The sequence below is a fragment of the Rhabdothermincola sediminis genome, from assembly GCF_014805525.1.
In the GTDB taxonomy this organism is placed as follows: domain Bacteria; phylum Actinomycetota; class Acidimicrobiia; order Acidimicrobiales; family Acidimicrobilacustridaceae; genus Rhabdothermincola; species Rhabdothermincola sediminis.
The window spans coordinates 1-20,638 of the sequence record NZ_JACFSZ010000019.1; the positions used below are offsets into that span (position 1 = coordinate 1).

The window sequence follows — 20,638 nt, forward strand, 5'->3', positions numbered from 1 at the left end:
GCTGGAAGGAGTCGGACCACCGGTCCGCTCCGGTCACAGTTCCGAGTCGAGCCAGACAGACCGGGCACAGCGCACCCCACGGAAAGGCCCTCCAACCAGGGGTGGACCCCACGGGCGACCTTAGATGGACCCCACGGGCGACCTTAGATGTCACTGCGCTCTCGTACAGTTCGCGACGTGCTGCACCTCCACGTCGCGGACGAGCTCGAGCGCCTCGTCGACCCGCTCGCCGAGGTGCTCGGACAGCCCCCGGCCGACCCGTTCACCCCCGAATGGCTGGCAACACCCTCGGCCGGCCTCAGCCGATGGCTACGACTCCGTCTCGCCCGCCGCCTCGGCGCGAGCGACGGCGATGTCGATGGGGTGGCGGCGAATCTCGACCACCGCTTCCCCGGGGCGCTGCACTCGTCGGTGCTCGCCGCGGACCTCGACGGCGAGCCCGACCCGTGGTCGCTGCCGCACCTCACCTGGAAGGTGCTCGGCACGCTCGACGCCGCCCGGGGCGACCGGCGGCTCGGCCCCGTGGCCGCCGTGCCGGACGGGGCCACCGCCTTCGGCCAGGCTCGACGGGTGGCCGATCTGCTCGACCGCTACGCCACCCACCGGCCGGCGATGCTGCGGGCCTGGGCGGAGGGCCACGGGGTGGACGGCGCGGGCGCCGGTCTCGACCCGTCGGCCGCCTGGCAGTACCACCTCTTCCGATCGCTCCGGCGACGGATCGGCACTCCGAGCCCGGCTGAACGACTGCCGGGCATCGTGGCCCGGCTCCGCGACGGCGAGCAGGTGCCGGGTCTCCCCGCCCGGTTGTCGTTCTTCGGCCTCTCCTCGGTCCCGGGTGGCGCGCCGTTCATCGAGCTCGTCTCCGCCATCGCCCGCAGGCATGAGGTTCACCTCTTCCTGGTCCAGCCCTCACTCTCGCTCGCCCGATCGCTGCGTGCGCGCCTCCAGCCTGGCGCAGCGCCGCTCCTCCTTCGGGCCGACGACCACTCCGCGGAGGCGGTCGCGCACCCCCTTCTGCGTTCCTGGGCTCGCCCGAGCCGGGAAGCGACGATCCTCTGGGCCGCCTCGACCGCCGCGGCACCCGAGACCCGGATCGTCGAGCTCGATCCCGAGCAAGGGGGTGAGCCCCGTACCCTCCTCGAGCGGGTGCAGGCCGACCTGCGCGCCGATCGGCCCCCGGCGGGCGATCACGTGCTCGAGCCTGGCGACCGGTCGATCGAGGTGCACACCTGCCACGGGGCGATGCGGCAGGTCGAGGTGCTCCGCGACGCCATCCTCCACCGGCTGGCCGACGACCCGTCCCTCGCCGAGGACGACGTGCTCGTGGTCTGCCCCGACATCACCACCTACGCCCCCCTCGTCGAGGCGGTGTTCGGTCGCTCCGGCGCGGACCGCGGACCCTACGACGGCCAGCACACACCGCAGCTCGAGTACCACATCACCGACCGATCGCTGGTCGACACCGACGCGCTGGTCACCGCCTTCGCCAGCTTGCTCGAGCTGCTCGGCGGCCGGTTCTCGGCCTCGGCCGTGCTCGACTTCATCGCCCAGCAGCCGGTTCGCGACCGCTACGAGCTCGACGAGGAGGCACTCGACCAGATCAACCGATGGGTGCGAGAGGCATGCGTGAAGTGGGGCCTCGACGCCGACCACCGGCGGCACTGGGACATCCCGGCCGGCTACGACGCCCTGTCGTGGCGGTTCGCGCTCGACCGCCTCCTCCTCGGCATCGCCACCAGTGACGACGGCTTCTCGCTGGCGATGGGCGGCGTACTGCCGCACGAGATCGAAGGTGACGAGGTGGCCACCGCGGGCCGTCTGGCCGATCTGCTCGGCCGGCTCCGGTGGCTGGCCGAGCAGGCTGCGGGGAAGCGCACCATCGACGAGTGGCTCGCGCTGCTCAGCGACGCGACGACCGACCTGTTCCGCGCCCCCCGCGACGAGCCGTGGCAAGCCGAACGGCTGGCTCAGGTCCTGAACGACGTCGCCGAGCAGTCCCGAGCGGGCGGTGAGGCGTCGTCGACCCCGCTCGACCTCGACGACGTCCGGCGGGTCTTCGCCGAGCCCCTCGCGGGCACGCCGCGCCGATCACACTTCTTCCGGGGCGGCATCACCGTCTCGTCGCCCACCCCGCTGCGCGGGGTGCCCTTCCGGGTGGTGTGCATCCTCGGCCTCGACGAGGACGCCCTCGCCAGGGCCGGCACCGACGGCGACGACCTGGCGGCTGCCGCACCCCACCTGGGGGACGCTGACCCGCGGGCCGATGCCAGGCAGGCCCTGCTCGAGACCATCCTGGCCGCCAGCGACCAGCTCCTCATCACCTGCACGGGACGCAGCATCGTGACCAACCAGCCCGTGCCACCGGCCACGGTCCTGGCCGAGCTGCGCGAGGTGGTGCGCAGCACCGTGCGTCCCGAGGACCGGGACCGGGTCGACCGCCAGCTCGCCATCGCCCACCCCCGCCAGCCCTTCGACGACCACAACTTCCAACCCGGCCGGCTGCGGTCCCGGCCCTGGAGCTTCGACCCGCAGCTCCTCGACGCGGCGCGGTCCCGGCGGCGCAAGCTCGAGCCGGCACCGTTCCTCGCATCACCGATCGACCAGCGGTCCGAGGAACATCTCGACCTGGCCGACCTGCACCGGGTGCTGGGCCATCCGGTGAAGGCGTTCCTCAGCGACACCCTCGACATCGTGCTGCCGTGGGAGTCCGAGCAGGTCTCCGAGGAGCTACCCCTCTCCCTGTCCGCACTCGACAACTGGAAGCTCGCAGACCGCCTGCTGGCCGCGACACTCGCGGGGCGTGACCGGTCTGCGTGGATGCGGCGCGAGCGAGCCGCCGGCACCCTTCCGCCAGCCGACCTCGGGGAGCGAGCGCTCGACGAGGCCACCGAGAAGGTCGACGCGCTGCTGGAGCGGCTCTCAGGATGCGGCTACGAACTCAGCACCGAGCCGAACCGGGTCCCGATCGACGTCCTGCTCCCGGACGGGACCCGACTGACCGGGCTGGTGGACGACGCCCACGCCGACCAGCCGGGCCCGGTGCGGGTCAGCGCCAGCCGGCGACGACCGAAGCAGTTCCTCGCCGCCTGGCTCGACCTCATGGCCCTCACCGCCCATGATCCGAGCCGCGACTGGTGGTCGGTCACCGTCGCCCCGCACGAAGACAGCTCGAGCCGGTCCAAGCCTCCGGTGATCGAGTGCCTCGAGCCGGTCGGGCGGACCGTCGAGGATCGCCGCCGGAACGCCCTGGCTGCGCTCGGCGTGGCCGTCGACTGCTACCACCGGGCGCGTCGGGAACCGATCCCGCTGTTCCCGAAGCTGTCCCGGCCCCTCGCCGAGGGGCGGGCCACCAAGGCGGACTGGATTGGCCGTTGGGGGGGAGACGGGACCGAGGCCGCACACCGGTTGGTGTTCGGCGACCTCGACTTCGCCGGTGTGCGAGCCCTTCCGGTGCAACCGCACGATCCTCCGGGCCGGGCCACCAACCGGGCGGAGCGCTTCGCGCAGTACCTGTGGGGCACCGTCCTCGACTCCTGCACCGTGTCCCACCTCGACGACGGCGAGGACGGCACCGACGACGAGGAGACCTCGGCGTGAGCAGCTCGCCCATCCCGCGGTTCGACCCGACCGCCGCGCTGCCCACCGGTCGGGTCGCCATCGAGGCCAGCGCGGGCACCGGCAAGACGTACGCGCTGAGCAGCCTGGCCACCCGCTACGTGGTGGAGGGTGACCTCGACATCGGCGACCTGCTCGTGGTCACCTTCACCCGGGCCGCCGCGGCCGAGCTCCGGGATCGGGTACGGGACCGCCTCGCCCAGACCCGCACCGCCCTGGCGACGGTGCTCGACGGGGGCGACCCACCGGCCGACGATGAGGTGCTCCGGCTGCTCTGCGCTGGCGACCTCGAGGAGCGGCTCGAGCGGTCGACGGCCGCCCTGGCCGGCTTCGACAGCGCCTGCATCACCACCATCCACGGTTTCGCATCGCAAATGCTCGGCGCCCTCGGCGTGGCATCGGGCGACTTCGACGCCACCTTCGCCGAGGACGGCGACGAGACACTCCGCCAGACCTGCGCCGACCTGCTCGTGGCGGCGGCCCTGTCCGGCGCCCACCCCGCCGATCACCTGCCCGATCACGACACCCTGCTCAAGCTGGCTCGCGCCGTCGGCGGCAACCCCGGCATCGCGCTGGCGCCCGACCCCGATCCGGCGAGCTCGAACGACATCGCCGTGCTCCGCCGCCGGCTGGTCGAGCGGGTGGTGCTCGAAGCGGAGCGTCGCCGGCGAGCGCAGGCCACCCTGTCCTTCGACGACCTGCTCACCCGGCTCCGGGATGCCCTGGCGAGCACCGGGGGCGGGATGGCGGTGCGCGACGCGCTCCGACGACGTTTCAAGGTCGCCCTCATCGACGAGTTCCAGGACACCGATCCTGTGCAGTGGCAGATCTTCGACGCCGTGTTCGGTCGCCCCGACACCGGGAGCACCCTGGTCATCGTCGGCGACCCCAAGCAGTCGATCTACGCGTTCCGCGGCGCGGACGTGCACACCTACCTGGAGGCCATCGACTCGGGGACGACGAGGAGCGAGACGCTGGCTACGAACTGGCGCTCCGACGCCACACTGCTCGACGCGCTCGACGCATTGCTCTCGGGCGCCACCTTCGGCGACGAGCGCATCCGCTTCCACCAGGTGGAGCCCGCACCCGGACATGGCGACCAGCGGATCCGCTCGGTACGCGGCGAAGAGCTTCCGGCGCTCTCGCTCCGCCTCGCCACCCATCCCTCCCTCGGCCGGCAACAACGGAGCCCAGGGGTGGTGCTGGCCGACCATGCAGAGCAGGCCGTGTACGCGGACCTCGCCGAGCAGGTCCGCCTCCTCCTCGAGGACGCCGAGCTGCGGGACGGCGACCTCTGGCGCCGGGTGACCCCGCGAGACGTGGCGGTGCTCGTGGTGGCGAACAAGGACGCGGCCGACGTGCAGTCGGCACTCGCTGCCAGCGACATCCCCGCCGTGGTCTCCCGCGGAGTCTCGGTGCTCGAGACCACCGCCGCACAGCAGTGGCGATGGCTGCTCGAAGCCGTCGGCCAACCGGCCGATCCGCGGCGGGCCGGCACCGCCGCCCTGAGCTGGTTCGTCGGATGGACCGCCGACCGGCTCCACCACGACGACGGCACGGCCCTGGCGGAGGTGCAGGAGCAGCTCCACCACTGGGCGAGCGTGCTACGCACCCGCGGGCCGGCGGAGTTCCTCCGTCGGGTGCGATCCGACTCGGGGGTCGCACCGCGCCTGCTCGCCCGGCCGTCCGGCGAACGGGACCTCACCGACCTCGATCACCTGGCCGAGCTCCTGACCCTCTCGGCGCCCGCCCACGCCGGGCCGGCCGGTCTGGTCGCCGCCCTCGACCGGCTCGCCGACCTCAAGCCCGACGAGACCGGCCTGAGCATCACCGCCCGGCGCATCGAATCCGAGGCCGACGCGGTGCAGATCATGACCGTCCACGCCGCCAAGGGGCTCGAGTTCCCCATCGTGTGCTGCCCCAACCTGTGGCGGGGAAGCCCGACGACCGTCCGCGACCTCATCATCTACGCGGACCCGCAGACCGGGCGGCGCACCATCGACCTCTGCCCGGAGCCCCCCTGGCCGGACAACCGGACGGCCAAGGAACGCAAGCGGCTCGCCGAGCGAGCGGCGGTCGGCGAGAACCTCCGCCTGCTGTACGTGGCCCTGACCCGGGCTCGGCATCGACTGCTCGTGTGGTGGTGCCGCGCGAGCTTGAGCGACCGCACGGGTCTGGCCCGCGTGCTGTTCGCCCGTGACGGCCAAGGCCGGATCGACCCGCAGCTCTTCGACGCCGAGCGGGTCGCCATCCCCCCCGATAACGAGGTACCCGACCGCCTGCGGCCCATCGTCACCGCGGCCGGAGGCACCGTGGCCACGGCGATCGTCGGGCCACCCGCCGGTCCCGTCCGCTGGGAGGGCGGCACCGGTCGGGAGACGGGCGAGCTGTCCGTGGCCACGCTCGAACGGGAGCTCGACCGGGCCCGCCGGCGATGGTCGTTCACGATGATGGCCAGGGCCTACGGCGAGTCAGGGGTCGATCCGTTCGACGACACGCTGGGCGACGCAGCCGCCGGCGACGAACCACCCGAGGACCTCACCGGCGAACCCATGCCCGCGGAGGATCTGACCCCCGACACGCCGGCCGCGAAGCCAGCACTCCCGCTCGGCGACGTCCGGGGCGGCACAGCGTTCGGCAACCTGGTGCACGACGTGCTCGAGCACACGGACTTCGCGGCCTGCGACCTGCGGGCCGAGCTCCACCAGCAGGTGGTGCGGGCGGCGCGCTGGCGAAGGACGTCCGGCGTCGACCCCGACACCCTCACGGAGGGGTTGATCTGCTCGCTGACCACCCCGCTCGGCCCGCAGCTCGACCATCGCTGCCTGCGCGACTTCGAGCGCGCCGATCGCCTCGACGAGTTGGCGTTCGAGCTGGCACTGGCCGGTCGCGGGACGGGTGCCGACGACGCCTCGATCGGGGGCTTGATCCTCCGGCACCTACCCGCCGGGCATGGTCTGCGGCCCTGGGCCGAGACGCTCGCCGATGGCGCCCTGCGGCGCCAGCTCGCTGGCCATCTCACCGGCTCGATCGACCTCGTGCTGCGGCTCAAGCGGCACGCCCAACCCGACCGGTTCGTGGTGGTCGACTACAAGACCAACGCCCTCACCCCCCGAGGGGCTTCACCCGCGCTCGAGCACTACCACCCCGACCGCCTCCCCGCCGCGATGGCCGAGCACCACTACCCGCTCCAGGCCCTGCTCTACGCCGTAGCCCTGCACCGGTACCTGCGCTGGCGAGTCCCCGGCTACGACCCGGCGATCCACCTCGGAGGGATCACCTACCTGTTCCTGCGAGGCATGGTCGGCCCGGAGACCCCGACCGCCGGCGGCGTGCCCTACGGGGTGTTCGCCTGGCAGCCACCCGCGGCCCTCATCACCGAGCTCAGCGATCTCCTGCACGGGCGCGAGGTGACGCCATGACGGCGCCCACCCCGCTCTTGAGCCCGCTGGTCACCTGCCTGGCGCCCTTTGTCGAGGCCGGCGTGCTCGACCACGCCGATGTGCACCTCGCTGAGGCCGTCGGGCGGCTGACGCCCACCACCTCACCCGAGGTCCTGCTGGCCGCCGCGTTGACCGTGCGAGCCGTCCGGCTGAACCACGTGTGCGTCGTGATCGACGAGCTGCCCGGCTCGATCGTGCTCGACGACATCGACGACCCGGTCGACCTGTCATCGCTCCCGTGGCCCTCACCCGAGCGCTGGAGCGCCGAGCTGCGCGGCAGTGACGCGGTGGCCACCGTGATCGGCGACACCTCGCCCGGCGCGGGTGCCGTCGGGGGCACGATCCGCCCCCTGGTCTTCGACGGCACCCGGCTCTACCTCGAGCGCTACTGGCGCTTCGAACAGCAGGTGGCGAACGACCTCATCACCCGGGCAGCCACCCGATCCCCGGGCGCGACCGGGGTCGGCGCGGCCGTGGTCGAGGCCCTCGACCACCTGTTCCCACCCGCGCCCGGCGACGTCGACCTCCAGCGCCGGGCGGCCGAGGTGGCGTTGACCAGCAACCTGACCGTGATCGCCGGCGGTCCCGGGACCGGCAAGACCCGCACCATCGCCCGGATGCTGGCCGTCGCCCACCAGCTCGCCGAGCAGCAGGGCCGACCCCTGGAGATCGCGCTGGCCGCCCCCACCGGGAAGGCTGCTGCCCGGATGACCGACGCGATCCGCCAGGCGATCGACGAGGCGGCCATCGGTGGCGAGCTGGCAGAGGTCCTCCGCGGTCTCGAGGCCTCGACCATCCACCGGCTCATCGGCGTTCGGGGCACGACCGCCCGCCACCACCGCCACCACCCCATACCTGCCGACGTGGTGGTGGTCGACGAGGCCTCGATGGTGTCGTTGCCGCTGATGGCCCGCCTGCTCGACGCGGTGCGTCCCGAGGCGAAGGTCGTGTTGGTGGGCGACCCCCACCAGCTCGCGAGCATCGAAGCCGGCGCCGTGCTCGCCGATCTCGTCGCCGACACGGCGGCCCGCGATCGCGGCCCGCTCGCGGGGAACGTGGTGGTGCTCGAACAGTTCCACCGGTTCGGTGCCGACTCGACCATCGCCGAGCTCGCCGAGGCGATCCGCCGGGGCGACCCCGATCGCACGATCGCCCTGCTGGCCGCTGGAGCCGACGACGTCGAGTGGATCCGACCTGATGACACCCGGGCGCTGGCTCGCCTCGAGCAGGTCGTGATCGACAACGCGATCCGGGTGGCGGGCGCGGCGATTGACGGCGACCCGGCGACCGGTCTCGCCATCGCCGAGGAGCTCAAGGTCCTGGCCGCCACCCGTCGGGGTCCGCTCGGCACCGACGACTGGCGAGCGCGCATCGAAGGGGCGCTCGCCCGCACCGACATCCGCGGCGCCGACGGGCGAACCGTCCGGTTGGGCCTCGGCGAGACCTGGTACGCCGGTCGACCGGTCATCGTCACCCGCAACGATCCGCTCCACCACCTGGTCAACGGCGACACGGGGCTGGTGATGCGCGACGACCGTGGCCGCCCGGTGGCCGCCTTCCGTTCCGCCGACGAGTGCGGGATCCGCCTGCTGCCCACCTCGCAGCTCCCTGCGGTCGAGACCTGGTGGTCGATGACCATCCACAAGAGCCAGGGATCGGAGTACCGGCACGCGGTCGTCTCGCTGCCCCGAGCCGAGTCACCGATCCTGACCCGGGAGCTGCTCTACACCGGGGTCACCCGAGCCCGGGAGCGGGTGACGGTGGTGGGCGGCGAGGACGCCATCCGCGCCGCGGTCACCCGTCGGGTCGCCCGGGCCACCGGCTTGGCGACCCGGCTCTGGAGCGCCTGACCGGCGGGCCACCGCCACGCCGAGCCTGCTGGCTCACACCCACTTACCCGGATTGAGGATGTCGTAGGGGTCGAGCGCCTGCTTGATGCGACGGGTGAGGTCCATCACGTCGCCGCCGAGCTGGCTGACCAGGTGGCGGGCCTTGAGCACCCCGATGCCGTGCTCGCCGGTCACCGTCCCGCCCAGCGCCAGCGCCACGTCCATGATCGCATCGAAAGCGGCGAGGGCTCGGCTGGCGGCATCACCGTCATCGGGATCGAACGTGACCAGCGGGTGGAAGTTGCCGTCCCCCGCGTGACCGATGACCGGGATGGAGATCCGGTGTTCCACGGCCACCGCCTCCACCTCCTCCAGCAGATCGGGGATGCGGGGCACGGGCACGCCGACGTCCTCGATCAGCACGGCACCGGTCCGCTCCACACAGGGGATCGCCATGCGCCGGGCGCCCATGAGCAGCTCGCCCTCGTCCCGGTCGTCGGTGGCGGCGAGGTAGGTGGCGCCACTGGTCTCGCAGGCCTCGGCGATCCGGTGGGCTTCGTCGCCGCCGCCGTCGGTGCGGGCCAGCAGCAGCGCTGCGGCGGTCGTGTCGAGACCCATCGGCTTGACGGCCTCGACCGCAGCGATCGCGGCGCGGTCCATCAACTCGAGCGCCGCGGGACGCACGGCGGACACGATGCGGGTCACCGCGTGGCCGGCGTCGACGAGGGAGGCGAAGCTGGCCACGACGGTCGAGGCCGGTGGGGGAAGTGGGCGCAGGCGCAGTACGGCTTCGGTGATCACCCCGAGGGTGCCCTCCGAGCCCACGAAGAGACGCTTGAGGTCGTAGCCGGCGACGTCTTTGATGGTGCGCCCCCCGAGCCGCACGGCCCGCCCGTCGGCGAGCACCACCTCGATGCCGAGCACGTAGTCGGTGGTCACCCCGTACTTGACGCAGCACAGGCCGCCGGCATTGGTGGCCAGGTTGCCGCCGATGGAGCAGATCTCGAACGATGACGGGTCGGGCGGGTACCACAGACCTTCGGCGGCGGCGGCCTGCTTGAGCTCGGCATTGCGGATGCCGGGGCCGGCGATGGCCACCATCGCGGCGGTGTCGATCGACAGGGCGCGCATCCGCTCGGTGGACAGGACGATGCAGCCGTCGACGGCCGTGGACCCGCCCGACAGGCCGGTGCCGAGACCGCGGGGCACCACCGGGACCCGGAACCGGGACGCCACCCGCATGACCGCCTGCACGTCGGCGGTGTGGCGGGCCCGCACCAGCGCCAGGGGCGTGCCGGGAGCGACGGTCGTGGCCCGGTCGGTCGTGTACCCGGCCATCACGTCGGCGTCGAGGACCACGGGCCGCTCGCCCAGCTCGGCCAGCAGCGCCGAGCGGACGTCACCGTCGCGGGAGGGATCTCGCACGTCACCATCCTCTCGTCCCGGCGCCCGGCGCGCCCGCCCGCGGCGGCTACCGTCGCCGGGGCATCGGTCGAGGAGGACGCCATGGCCCGGGTGGTGATCATCGGTGGAGGCTTCGGTGGGTTGGCGGCCGCCCACGAGCTGCGCAGCGCGCACCCCGAGCTGGAGGTGACGTTGCTCGATCGTCGCGACCACTTCTTCATGGGGTTCGCCAAGCTGTGGGACCTCGCCGGCGTTCGTCCCCTCGCTGGCGGCACCCGCTCACTGCACGCGCTCGAACGCCGGGGTGTGCGGTTCGTGCAAACCGAGGTGACGGGGATCGATCCCGCCGCTCGCCAGGTCGACACCGATGCAGGCAGCTTCGACGCCGATGCGCTGCTGATCGCCCTCGGCGCCATCCACGCGCCGGCCCACCTCTCCCTGCTCGACGCGCCCGGCGCGCACGACCTCTACGACCCCGCCGCCCTGCCCCTGATGCGCGCGGAGCTCGACTCGGTCGTCGACGGTCGGGTGCTGGTGTCGATCCTGGGCGGCCCGTTCCAGTGCCCGCCGGCCCCGTTCGAGGCGGTGCTGGCCCTCGACGAGCGACTGCGCCGTCGCGGGGTGCGCGACCGGGTGGAGGTGGCGATCTCCACCCCCCAGCCGATGACCCTTCCGGTGGCCGGGGTGGACGCGAGCCGCTACCTGGCATCGCACCTCGGCGAGCGGGGCATCCAGTTGCTGGCCGAGCATGCGGTGGACCGCGTCGACGGTGCGGGGCGGACGGTGACGTTCACGAACGGCACCTCGCTGGGCTACTCGGTGCTGCTCGGTGTGCCCGCCGCCAGTGCACCACCGGTGCTGGCCACCGCCGGGCTCATCGGTCCGTCCGGGTTCGTCGAGCCCGATCCGCGCACCTTGCGCACACGCTTCGACCGGGTCTACGCGGTCGGTGACTGCACGCACATACCCAACGCCAGCGGTGCGCTCCCCAAGGCGGGGGTGTTCGCGGCAAGCCAGGGAGCGGTGGCGGCCCGCAACATCGCCGCTGAGCTGCTCGGCGGCGAGAGCGCCCGGTTCGACGGGTACGGGCTCTGCTTCCTGGAGCTGCCGGGCCAGCGGGTGGCGTTCGTGGAGGGCGACTTCCTGGCGGAGCCACAGCCCGAGGTGACCCTCACCAGCGCGGATCACGAGCGGTACCTGCGCAAACAGGCGTTCGAGCGCGAACGCCTGGACGCCTGGCTCGGCTGAGGCGTCAGACAGGCGCCGGCCGGCCCACGCCGATGATCTCGAAGGAGGTGGAGGGATGACCCGCACGATGCGTCGGGACCTCGGAGGACCAGGAGCGCTACGGCGGTCACGAGGTCGAGGACTGACCGGGACGGCTCCGCCGGCCCCGTCAGAGGATGGTGGCTCCCCCGTCCACCGCGATGACCTGGCCGGTCACGTACGCCGTCTCCGCGCTCAGACCGTCGCCAACCGATCAGCGTCCCGGTCGACGATCACCACTCCCGCGCCGGCGCGCACCAGGCGCTCGGCGACGGCCCTGCCGATGCCGCTGGCGGCCCCGGTGACCAGGAAGTGGGTGGCGACTGAGGGCCTACCACGGATTGGCCGGGCCGGTGCGGACGGGCTGCAGGTTGGCGCACGTACGGCACCGAAGAGGTTCCCGACCGCGGCCGGAGCGACTCCTAGCTTCACCGGCTGAGCCGAGCACCGGCGGCCGATCGGCCACCGATCACCACTCGTCGCGCGGCTGCCGAGTTCCCGATACCTGCGTCAGCCAGCTCCGCGCTCGCGCACCACGCGCGTCGACTGACATCGGCCACCGCGCTACCATGCGGCCCCACGCGGAACAACCGGTTGCCCGCCGGCGCGGCGCCGGTCCTGGTGGAGGGAGTGGGTGATCGATGCGACAGCGTGCGGCGAGGACTGCGACGGCAGTGTTGCTGGTCGCGGCCACCTTGGCCCTGGTGGGTGGCGATCCGGCGCGAGCAGCCGACGGCAGGGTCGACATCGGCGACGTCGTCACCTACGACGGGGCCGTCCCGACGACGGTGCGGGTCCCGATCACGCTGTCCGCGCCGCAACCAGTCGACGTCGGGGTCACCTGGACGATCGCCGGGGGCAGCGCCATCCCCTGGGTCGACTACGTCCCGTTGGGCTCGTCCGGCACCAAGACGGTGGTCATCAAGGCCGGCAAGACCAGCGCGTACGCCACGGTGAAGCTATGGGCCACCGCGGGCGGTGAGCCGACCAAGACCCTGCAGTTGTCGATCGTGTCCGTGAGCGGCGGGGTGGCCACCGGCAGGGCGAGCTCGACCGTGACGATCCTGAGCCCGGGCACCTCCCCAGCCCCTGGCACCATCGCGGTGGGTGATGTCACGGTGATGGAGGGCAACGCATCCGGGCCCGGCGGGACCCGGGTGGCGGTGCCGATCGCCTACTTCGACCCCAACCCCTCGCCGAGTGACCAGCCGGTCACGGTCGACTACGAGCTGGTGGCTGGCTCGGCCAGCCCCGACACGGATTACCGGCCTCTCAGCAAGCCCGGGCGCGTCTCCTTCCGCACCCGCAGCGGCGGAGGAGCGGTGACGGTCTCACTGCTCCCCGACACCGTGGAAGAGTTCAGCGAGCAGTTCTCGGTCCACATCCTCTCGGTCACCGACCCGAACAACACCACCGTGCTGGCCAGGGACACCGGCACCGTCACCATCCTCAACGACGACTACCCGGTCCGCCAGTTGTGGAGCTGTGGCTACAACCAGTACGGGCAGCTCGGCATCGGCACCACCACCAACCAACCCACCCCGGTGCAGGTCGGCACGGGGAGCGACTGGCGATCGACCGCGGCGGGCACCAACCACAGCCTCGGCCTCCGAGCGGACGGCAGCCTCTGGGCCTGGGGCTGGAACAACATCGGCCAGCTCGGGCGGGGTAACACCACCAGCTCCACCACGCCAGTGCAGGTGGGCAACGACTACACGTGGACGACGGTCGCGGCCGGCACGGACTTCTCGGTGGCGCTGCGGACCGACGGCACGCTGTGGACGTGGGGGAGCAACAGCTTCGGTCAGCTCGGCCTGGGCGACACCACCAACCGCCTCATCCCCACCCAGGTGAGCTCGGGCTCGTCGAAGTGGGCCGCGGTGTCCGCCGGCAACTACCACGTGCTGGCCCTGCGTGAGGACGGCACCCTGTGGGCGTGGGGACGCAACTCCGAGGGCCAGCTCGGCCTCGGCGACACGACGCAGCACAACAGCCCGACCCAGGTGGGCACGGCCACCGACTGGGTCGCCGTCGCGGCCGGTGGCCTGCACTCGGTGGGACAACGTGCCGACGGCTCGCTGTGGTCGTGGGGGAACAACCTCTCCGGGCAGCTCGGCCTCGGCGACACCACCCAGCGCAACAGTCCCACGCAGGTCAGCCCGTCGGTGACGACCTGGACGAAGGTGGCCGCAGGCGGGTTCCACGTGCTGGCACTGCGCGCCGACGGCACCCTGTGGGTGTGGGGTCGCAACAACTTCGGTCAACTCGGCCTCGGTGACACCACCAACCGCACCACGCCCACCCAGCTGGGTACCGCCACCGACTGGGTGGAGGTGTCGGCGGGCGAGTTCGACTCGCTGGCACGACGCACCGGCGGCACCCTGTGGGCGTGGGGGGGCCAGAGCGGCTTCGGGTCGCTGTGCACCGGCGACGGCTCCGACCACTCGAGCCCGGTCCAGGTCGGCACCGCGACCTGGCTCAGCGTCGACGCAGGCTCCTACCACACCCTGCTCCTGCGCTCGCCCTGAGCCGACATCTGCGCCACCCACCCCCGAGAGCTCGCATCACGTCGCTCCAGCCCCTTCCACCAGCGCGCCCACGCACACTCGGTGCCCGAGCCGGGCCCTGGCCACGCCACCATCCTGAGGAGCTCGTCGTAGGTCACGATCTGCGAGGGGGCCTTGGTGGCTGACGCCGCCCTGGCGGGTCTCAGCCTCGCGCACGGGCTCATCGTGGTGAGCGCCGACAGCGACTTCGCCAGGTTCCGGTCTCCGCTGGATCAACCCCATCACCGGAGAACCTCCCGGACGGTCTCGTCCCGGCTCTCCTCGTAGTCACGGCTGTCCCCTACCTGATCAGGTGGAGCGGTGCACTCGGTGCGCCGCTCGAGATCAGGCAGGCCGTGACGAGGGGGGCGCGCACCCGATGGAGCCGAGCTGGCAGCAGGGTGGAGGCGACGACTTGTCACCCATCGCGGGGTTGCTGGCGGGGATCCTCGCCATAGCGGTGGTGATCCTGTCGGGCTGGATGACGATCGTGGCCTTCGTCGGGGGCACGATGCCGATCCTCGGGTGGGAGACCGAGGGGGGTCTCGGGACCGGCCTGCTCTGGTTGCTGTTCGTGGACCCGATCGTGATCACTGTCATGATCTGGCTCAGCACGGCGGTGACGCTCGCTGTGGATCGGCTGGCGAAGCAAGCGGGCAGCTCCGGTGGCTCAGGGCCGGATCGCGGCGAGGGCTCCGACCGATGGTGAGGTCGCGTCACGGTGACGCCGTACTAATGAGCATGCGACTGATCAGCATCATCCGCACCGTCGGGCGGCCAGGTGTTCGACCTCCTCGGCGAGGCCTTCCGGGGCCGGACGCTGCGCGACCTGCTGATCGAAGCGATCCGCTACGGGGACCGGCCGGAGGTGCGGGCCCGCCTCGACCAGGTGATCGACGAGCGCGTCGGCGAGGGCCTGGCCGAGCTGGTGGCCAAGGAAGGGCTCATGGCCGAGCTGATGAGCGTCGCCGACGTGGAGCGCATCCGCCTGCAGATGGAAGAGGCGAACGCCCGCCGGCTACAGCCCCATTTCGTCCGCTCGTTCTTCCTGGAGGCGTTCTCCCAGCTCGGCGGCGTGGCTCGCGAGCGGGAGCCGGGCCGCTACGAGCTGACCAGGGTGCCCACCGACATCCGGGCCCGTGACCGCATCATCGGGGTGGGCTACCCGGTGCTCCCCCGCTACGAGCGGGTCTGCTTCGACAAGTCGGCGGTCACGGTGGAGGGCACGCCGATGGCCGAGCTGGTCGCGCCGGGGCACCCGCTGCTCGACGCCACCATCGACGTGCTCGTGGAACGCCACGGCAATCTCCTCAGGCAAGGAGCGGTGCTCGTCGATGACACGGACCCCGGGGAGACCCCTCACGTGCTGCTGTACCTGGAGCACGCGATCCGCGATGCCCGCACCGATGCGCACGGCAAGCCGCAGGTGGTGTCACGACGGTTCGAGTTCGCCGAGGTCACACCTGACGGCTCGACCCGTGTGGCTGGCGTGGCCCCTCACCTCGACACCCGCCCGGCGACCGAAACCGAGCTGGCGTTGCTGGAGCCGCTCCTCGCCCAGGACTGGCTGCACGGGGATGTCGAGAAGCGGGGCACGAGCGCGGCGATCGCCGAGGCGGTGCCGGCGCATCTGGCTCAGGTCCGGGCGCACACCATGGCCCGGGTGCACAAGACCCGAGCTGCGGTGAGAGAGCGTCTCACCCGAGAGATCACCTACTGGGATCACCGGGCGGTGGAGCTGCGCGAGCAGGCGGATGCCGGCAAGCAACCGAAGATGAACCCCGAACGGGCACAAGCGCGAGCCAACGCCCTCGAGGAGCGCCTGAGGCGGCGCCTCGACGACCTCGACAAGCAGGAGCAGCTCTCGGCGCTCCCGCCGGTGGTGGTCGGCGGCGCGCTGGTGGTCCCGGCGGGGCTCCTGGATCGTCTGAGCGGCCGGCGCCGCGATTCCGCGGCCGAGCACGCCCGTAGCGTGGAAGCGGTCGAGCGCGCCGCGGTCGAGGCGGTGATGGCCGCCGAGCGAGCTCTGGGACGTGAGCCCGAGGAGATGCCCCGCAACAACCCGGGCTACGACATCCGGTCCCGCACACCGGACGGCCACTGGATCTTCATCGAGGTGAAAGGTCGTCTGGCCGGTGCGGGGACGGTGACGGTCACCCGGACCGAGATCCTCTTCGGACTCAACGCGGACGCCGCTCATCGACTGGCGCTCGTCGAGGTCGGATCCGACGGGCGCACCGAGGTGCGGTACCTCACGGCTGCGTTCGCCGGCATGGAAGGCCGGGTGCACTTCGCCGAGACGGCGGTGACCTTCGACTGGGCGAAGCTGTGGGAACGGGGAGGCGACCCGCGATGACGTTGCTGTACCGCGCGATCTGGCAGGACGATCGCGACGCGCTGATCGACGAGGCGGAGCGGGTCTTCGCCGGCTGGCTGCAGGAGAAGCGCGTCGACGTGGCGCTCCCCGACGAGGGAGCGGCTGAGGGGACCGGTGAGAACGGCCCGGTGGAGCTGTTGGTCCGTCGAGCTCTCGCCGGCGACGTGGAGGCGGTCCAGTTCGAGCTGGCCGAGGAACGCCCGCGATTCGGCGAGCGCTGGACCACCCGGTTGACGGCGATCGATGGCGGCGAGGGCGAGCGTTGGCTGTGGGTCGACTTGGAGCGGGTGGCTGACGTGGAGTCGGTCCGCCCCCCGCTGGCGGCCCCCCGCCTGGTGCGGGCTCTGCTCGCGGACGGGGTCGACGCCCGGGTCGACCAGGTGCGGATCTCGGCCACCCCGCAGCGGCTCGGCCCCGTCGGTCTGGCCGGGCTGATCCGCAACCAGCAGCGGACCCTGCCGCTGGTCGTGTTCTCCGAGGAGCCGGCCGGCTACACCCCGACCCTGCGTCGGGCCGAGGAGACTGCCGCCCGCCTCGCCGCCGCCGTGCAGGTGGTGCTGCTGCGGGGACCGGATACCGAGGCGTTCAACGAGCTCATCGGCGAGGGACTCGGGGTGTGGGGCGGCGCGGCGCGGGTGTACCTGCCCAACGCCGGCCCGGGTGGGCTGCGACCCGACCGGCACCGCTACGTGCGCCTCGAACAGATGGCAGGCGACCCGGTGCGGGCCACGAAGATCCTGTCCACGATGCTGGCGCAGACCATCACCGCCCGGCGCCCCCCGGCGGTCTACGAGCGGGTGCGCCGGGAGCTGCGCCTCGGCCGGTCCCGCAGCGACGCTGAGCTGCTGGCGCTGGCCGAGGCGGAGATCGCCCGGCTCACCGACGAGCGCAACAGTCTGAAGAACGAGCTGCGTGATCTCGAGGATGACCTGCTCGACACCCAGGCCGACCTCGAGGAGGCGGTGGTCGAGGCGTCCCGCCTGCGGAACCAACTGCAGGTGATGCTCGCCGCCGGGCTGGGCGGCGCCGGCGGGCCGGGAGCAGCCGGGGTCACGGGTGGGGATGCGACCGCCGAGGAGGAGGTGGCCGAGCTGGCGTGCGAGGCCGGCAGCATCTCCGAGGCCCTCGAGCTGGCCCGAGAGCGGCTGACCGGCGTGGTCATCCCGCCCGGGGTGGAGCGCGACGTGGACGACCTCGACAGCCACATCAACGCCTCGGCCTGGGGGGAGCTGACCTGGCGGGGGCTGCGGGCGCTGCACCGCTACGCCGAGGCCCGCTTCGACGGGAACTTCCGGCAGTGGTGCGAGCAGAGCAGGGACCCGTGGGTGTGGCCGGCGAGCCAGAAGAAGCTGGCGCTGCGTGAGTCCGAGATGGTGGAGAGCAACGCCCGGTTCGCCGAGCAGCGCCGGTTCCCGGTGGACCCCCGGGTCGACCCCAGCGGGTCGATCGTGATGTGGGCGCACCTCAAGATCGCCGAGGGCGGCGGACCGATGGCCCCTCGGGTCTACTTCCACGACGACACGAGGGGCGAGACGGGCAAGGTGCACGTGGGCTTCGTCGGCCCGCACCGCTACACGGAGAACACCCGGACGAACTGACCGGCGGCCGGGTCGCGCACTGCGAGCGGGGTCGTGATGGTCGAGAGGCGGTGCGGCGCGTACGCTGAACGGGGTGACCCCACGTCCGGCGGCCGTCGCCCGTCCCGAGCAGAACCTCGTTGCCTGGTTGCGCACGACGACCTTCGGCTCCCTGCGCCCCGTCGAGGTGCAGGTGCGCCGGGACCTCGACGCCGACGGCCGGGAGGCGTGGTTCTTCGAGGTGACGCTTCCGAACCCTCCGGAAGGCGAGGACACCTGGCCGATCACCGACCTCAACGAGCTGCAACGGGCACTGCGTGACCAGGCGACGAAGGAGGGGCTGGCTTGGCCGTGGTACGTGCGGTTCAGGCCGGAGATCGACGACCTCGAACCCGAGGAGCCCGAGAACGGAAGCTGATGCAGCGGGACATCAGACCGGACCGGCTCATCAGGCTGGCCGAGGAGTTGGGTGGGGTCGGGGCCGGGCGCGGTCAGCCACGGAACACGAACCTCCGCCGCAGCGTCTCGACGGCGTACTACGCGCTCTTCCACCGCCTGACGATCGCCACTGCGCGAGCGGCGCTGCCGGACGCACCGACCGAGGAGATCTACGGCTTCGCCAGGCACGTCTCGCACGCATCGATCAAGCAAGTCTGCGCGTACATCGCTGGCGAGAGGCCGCCGAGACACCTCGAGGGGCTGGTCGAGCGTCTCCAGAGCAACCCTGAGGTCTCCGACGTCGCGAGCGCTTTCGTGAGCCTCCAGCAGCAACGTGAAGACGCGGACTACGACCACCTCGCGGACTTCACCCGTGCCGGAGTGCTGAGCGCCGTCGGGCAGGCGAGACAGGCGATCTCGACCGTGGATCGGCTCGAGCAAACTCGCAACGCGGATCTCCGGGCGTTCCTCGGGCTGGTGCTGCTGCGCACCTCCACGAATCGTTGAGTGCACCGCGTGATGCCCGACCGTTCGCGGACCCTGTGGGCTCCAGGGCGCGTACTCGGTTGCGCTCACAGGTGTCCGCGCACCTCGGGCACCGTCAAGAGATCTTGCGGGTCGAGTAGCCACCGTAAAGCAAACCAGGGTTTCCTTTACGGTCGGGTAGGGTTCCCACCCCGGCCTCCTCGGCGCGCTGATCTCTGACGTGATCGACCTCTGGTGCCCCATCAGCTGCCGACCCCCGTCTCGCCGACGCCGCACGCGCACGGGGCGCTGCTCACGAGCGAGAGCCGTAGCCCGGGCGCTCAGGGTCGAGCGCGTCTAGCTTTCGGGCCGATCAGATCCGGGAGCGGGCGAGGGGAGGGCCATGACGGAGGACACCTACCGCAAGGAGCTGATCGAGGTGGCGTTGCCGCTCGACGCCGATCGACGACCGCACCATGAAGAACGTTGACCGGGGGCACCTCCGGCGCGCCCTTCCCGAACTGTTCATGGATCCGCGGCCCATCGACGCGAATCCGTGAACAGAACCGGGCTGGGTGGGCCGGCACGCGCGAATCACAACGCTGAAACTTGTCCCTGCTCCTCCGCAGAATCCAGGAAGCCCTCGGGGTGAGGGTCATCGGTGGGCCGCCGGCCCCCTGGGAGGAAGGAGCGTGATGGAACGAGACGAGAGAGCACTGCTGGAGCGGCTCATGGCCGCCATGGCCGCTGGCGATGCCGCAGCCCTCTTCAACTTCGTACCGCAGTTCGGCGGAGCGCTCGCCCGCGCCGTGCGAGAGGTCCTGCGCGAGTTCGGCCGGGTCGATCTCCTCGCCGACCGCGACGAGATCGACGGCCTGGTGCAGGAGGCGGCCTTCGTGATCTTCGAGCGGGCCGGCGGGTGGAACCCGGCGGGCACCCCGCCATGGGTGTGGGCGAAGCGGGCGATCCGAGCCGCGGTCGTGCGAGCGATCGGACATCCGACCACCGATCTCGATCTCTGCCAGCTCGACGGCGTCGATCGGCCGTGGTCGCTCGCAGCGCAAGCCACCACCGACATCGACCGTGCCGCGCTGCGTGCACGCCACGCTGACTTCGCCCTGTTCTGCGAGGCGGTCGAACGGGTTGGTTCCCCTCGCGATCAGGCCGTCTACCACGAGTACCTAGCGCAGCAGTCGAACGGCGACCGCAGCCCGGCCACCACCGTCGCCACCCAGTTCGAGCTCAGACCTGATCACGTCCGCCAGATCGTGCACCGGATGCGCGCCCGTCTCCGGCGGCTCATCACCACCGATGACCGCTACCGTGACCTCGACGGGCGAGGATGGCTCGCTGCATGAGCACCACCACCACGATGCGACCGGAGACCTGGCCGACCGATGTCACCCGCCTCTGCGAACGGCTCGCGGAACGGCTCGCCGAGCAAGGAGCTCCCTTCCCGGTCGCGGGGGCCGTTGCGCTGGCCGTTCGCGGTGGAGCGGGCGTCGATCGCAGCCAGTTCGCCGGCGAGCTCGGCCTCGATCCGCACGAGCTGGCGCGCGCCGAGCGAGGCGAGCTCCCCTTCGAGCAGCTCCCCGAGGTCATCCGGCTGATGGCGAGCACCGACGCCCGCTTGGACCTCGACCGGCTGCTCGGCCACTGAGGCCAGAGAGGTCGGCCG

At 71.9% G+C, this 20,638-nt stretch carries 14 protein-coding genes; 12 read left to right on the forward strand and 2 right to left on the reverse strand.

Features of this window, described 5'->3' with window-relative positions; all coding sequences use genetic code 11:
- Nucleotides 1-177: 177 nt before the first annotated feature.
- The 3 genes from recC to recD are packed head-to-tail and all read left to right on the forward strand — an operon-like array spanning nucleotide 178 to nucleotide 8,908.
- The gene (recC, locus tag HZF19_RS13980) at nucleotides 178-3,597 is read left to right on the forward strand and encodes an exodeoxyribonuclease V subunit gamma (RefSeq protein WP_208029412.1); all 3,420 of its coding nucleotides are present in this window, start codon (nucleotides 178-180) and stop codon (nucleotides 3,595-3,597) included.
- Nucleotides 3,594-7,037, forward strand: a complete 3,444-nt coding sequence (locus tag HZF19_RS13985) for a UvrD-helicase domain-containing protein (protein WP_208029413.1) — start codon at nucleotides 3,594-3,596, stop codon at nucleotides 7,035-7,037. Before recC ends, HZF19_RS13985 begins: the two co-directional genes overlap by 4 nt.
- A complete protein-coding gene (recD, locus tag HZF19_RS13990) occupies nucleotides 7,034-8,908 on the forward strand; it encodes an exodeoxyribonuclease V subunit alpha (RefSeq protein WP_208029414.1) in 1,875 nt (624 codons plus the stop codon). The genes HZF19_RS13985 and recD overlap by 4 nt, the downstream gene beginning before the upstream one ends.
- 33 nt (nucleotides 8,909-8,941) lie before the next feature.
- Here recD and HZF19_RS13995 read toward each other — a convergent pair whose 3' ends face one another.
- A complete protein-coding gene (locus HZF19_RS13995; RefSeq protein ID WP_208029471.1) occupies nucleotides 8,942-10,225 on the reverse strand; it encodes an FAD-binding oxidoreductase in 1,284 nt (427 codons plus the stop codon).
- A 168-nt stretch (nucleotides 10,226-10,393) separates the two neighbouring features.
- Between HZF19_RS13995 and HZF19_RS14000 the strand changes: the two genes are divergently transcribed.
- On the forward strand, nucleotides 10,394-11,539 hold the full coding sequence (locus tag HZF19_RS14000) for an NAD(P)/FAD-dependent oxidoreductase (protein WP_208029415.1): 1,146 nt from the start codon (nucleotides 10,394-10,396) through the stop codon (nucleotides 11,537-11,539).
- Nucleotides 11,540-11,752: 213 nt separating this feature from the next.
- Here the strand turns inward: HZF19_RS14000 and HZF19_RS17275 are convergent, their stop codons facing one another.
- Nucleotides 11,753-11,989 carry an SDR family NAD(P)-dependent oxidoreductase gene (locus HZF19_RS17275; RefSeq protein ID WP_307781234.1) on the reverse strand — a complete coding sequence of 79 codons (237 nt, stop codon included), beginning with the start codon at nucleotides 11,987-11,989 and terminating at the stop codon, nucleotides 11,753-11,755.
- A gap of 209 nt (nucleotides 11,990-12,198) precedes the next feature.
- Here HZF19_RS17275 and HZF19_RS14010 point away from each other — a divergent pair, with 209 nt between their 5' ends.
- The 8 genes from HZF19_RS14010 (at nucleotide 12,199) to HZF19_RS14045 (ending at nucleotide 20,620) form a co-directional block, all read left to right on the forward strand.
- Nucleotides 12,199-14,085, forward strand: a complete 1,887-nt coding sequence (locus HZF19_RS14010; RefSeq protein ID WP_208029416.1) for an RCC1 domain-containing protein — start codon at nucleotides 12,199-12,201, stop codon at nucleotides 14,083-14,085.
- A 397-nt stretch (nucleotides 14,086-14,482) separates the two neighbouring features.
- Nucleotides 14,483-14,812 (forward strand): hypothetical protein, encoded by a 330-nt coding sequence (locus HZF19_RS14015; protein WP_208029417.1) that lies wholly within the window; start codon nucleotides 14,483-14,485, stop codon nucleotides 14,810-14,812.
- Between the two features lie 72 nt (nucleotides 14,813-14,884).
- The gene (locus HZF19_RS17280) at nucleotides 14,885-16,459 is read left to right on the forward strand and encodes a protein NO VEIN domain-containing protein (RefSeq protein WP_208029418.1); all 1,575 of its coding nucleotides are present in this window, start codon (nucleotides 14,885-14,887) and stop codon (nucleotides 16,457-16,459) included.
- Nucleotides 16,456-18,078, forward strand: coding sequence for a hypothetical protein (locus HZF19_RS14025; RefSeq protein WP_208029419.1), 1,623 nt, complete (start codon nucleotides 16,456-16,458; stop codon nucleotides 18,076-18,078). Before HZF19_RS17280 ends, HZF19_RS14025 begins: the two co-directional genes overlap by 4 nt.
- 73 nt (nucleotides 18,079-18,151) lie before the next feature.
- Nucleotides 18,152-18,475 carry a hypothetical protein gene (locus HZF19_RS14030; RefSeq protein ID WP_208029420.1) on the forward strand — a complete coding sequence of 108 codons (324 nt, stop codon included), beginning with the start codon at nucleotides 18,152-18,154 and terminating at the stop codon, nucleotides 18,473-18,475.
- Nucleotides 18,475-19,002 carry a hypothetical protein gene (locus HZF19_RS14035; protein ID WP_208029421.1) on the forward strand — a complete coding sequence of 176 codons (528 nt, stop codon included), beginning with the start codon at nucleotides 18,475-18,477 and terminating at the stop codon, nucleotides 19,000-19,002. The genes HZF19_RS14030 and HZF19_RS14035 overlap by 1 nt, the downstream gene beginning before the upstream one ends.
- A gap of 653 nt (nucleotides 19,003-19,655) precedes the next feature.
- Nucleotides 19,656-20,318 carry a hypothetical protein gene (locus tag HZF19_RS14040; RefSeq protein WP_208029422.1) on the forward strand — a complete coding sequence of 221 codons (663 nt, stop codon included), beginning with the start codon at nucleotides 19,656-19,658 and terminating at the stop codon, nucleotides 20,316-20,318.
- Entirely contained in the window at nucleotides 20,315-20,620 is a 306-nt protein-coding gene (locus tag HZF19_RS14045) for a hypothetical protein (RefSeq protein ID WP_208029423.1), read from the forward strand. The genes HZF19_RS14040 and HZF19_RS14045 overlap by 4 nt, the downstream gene beginning before the upstream one ends.
- Nucleotides 20,621-20,638 lie beyond the last annotated feature (18 nt).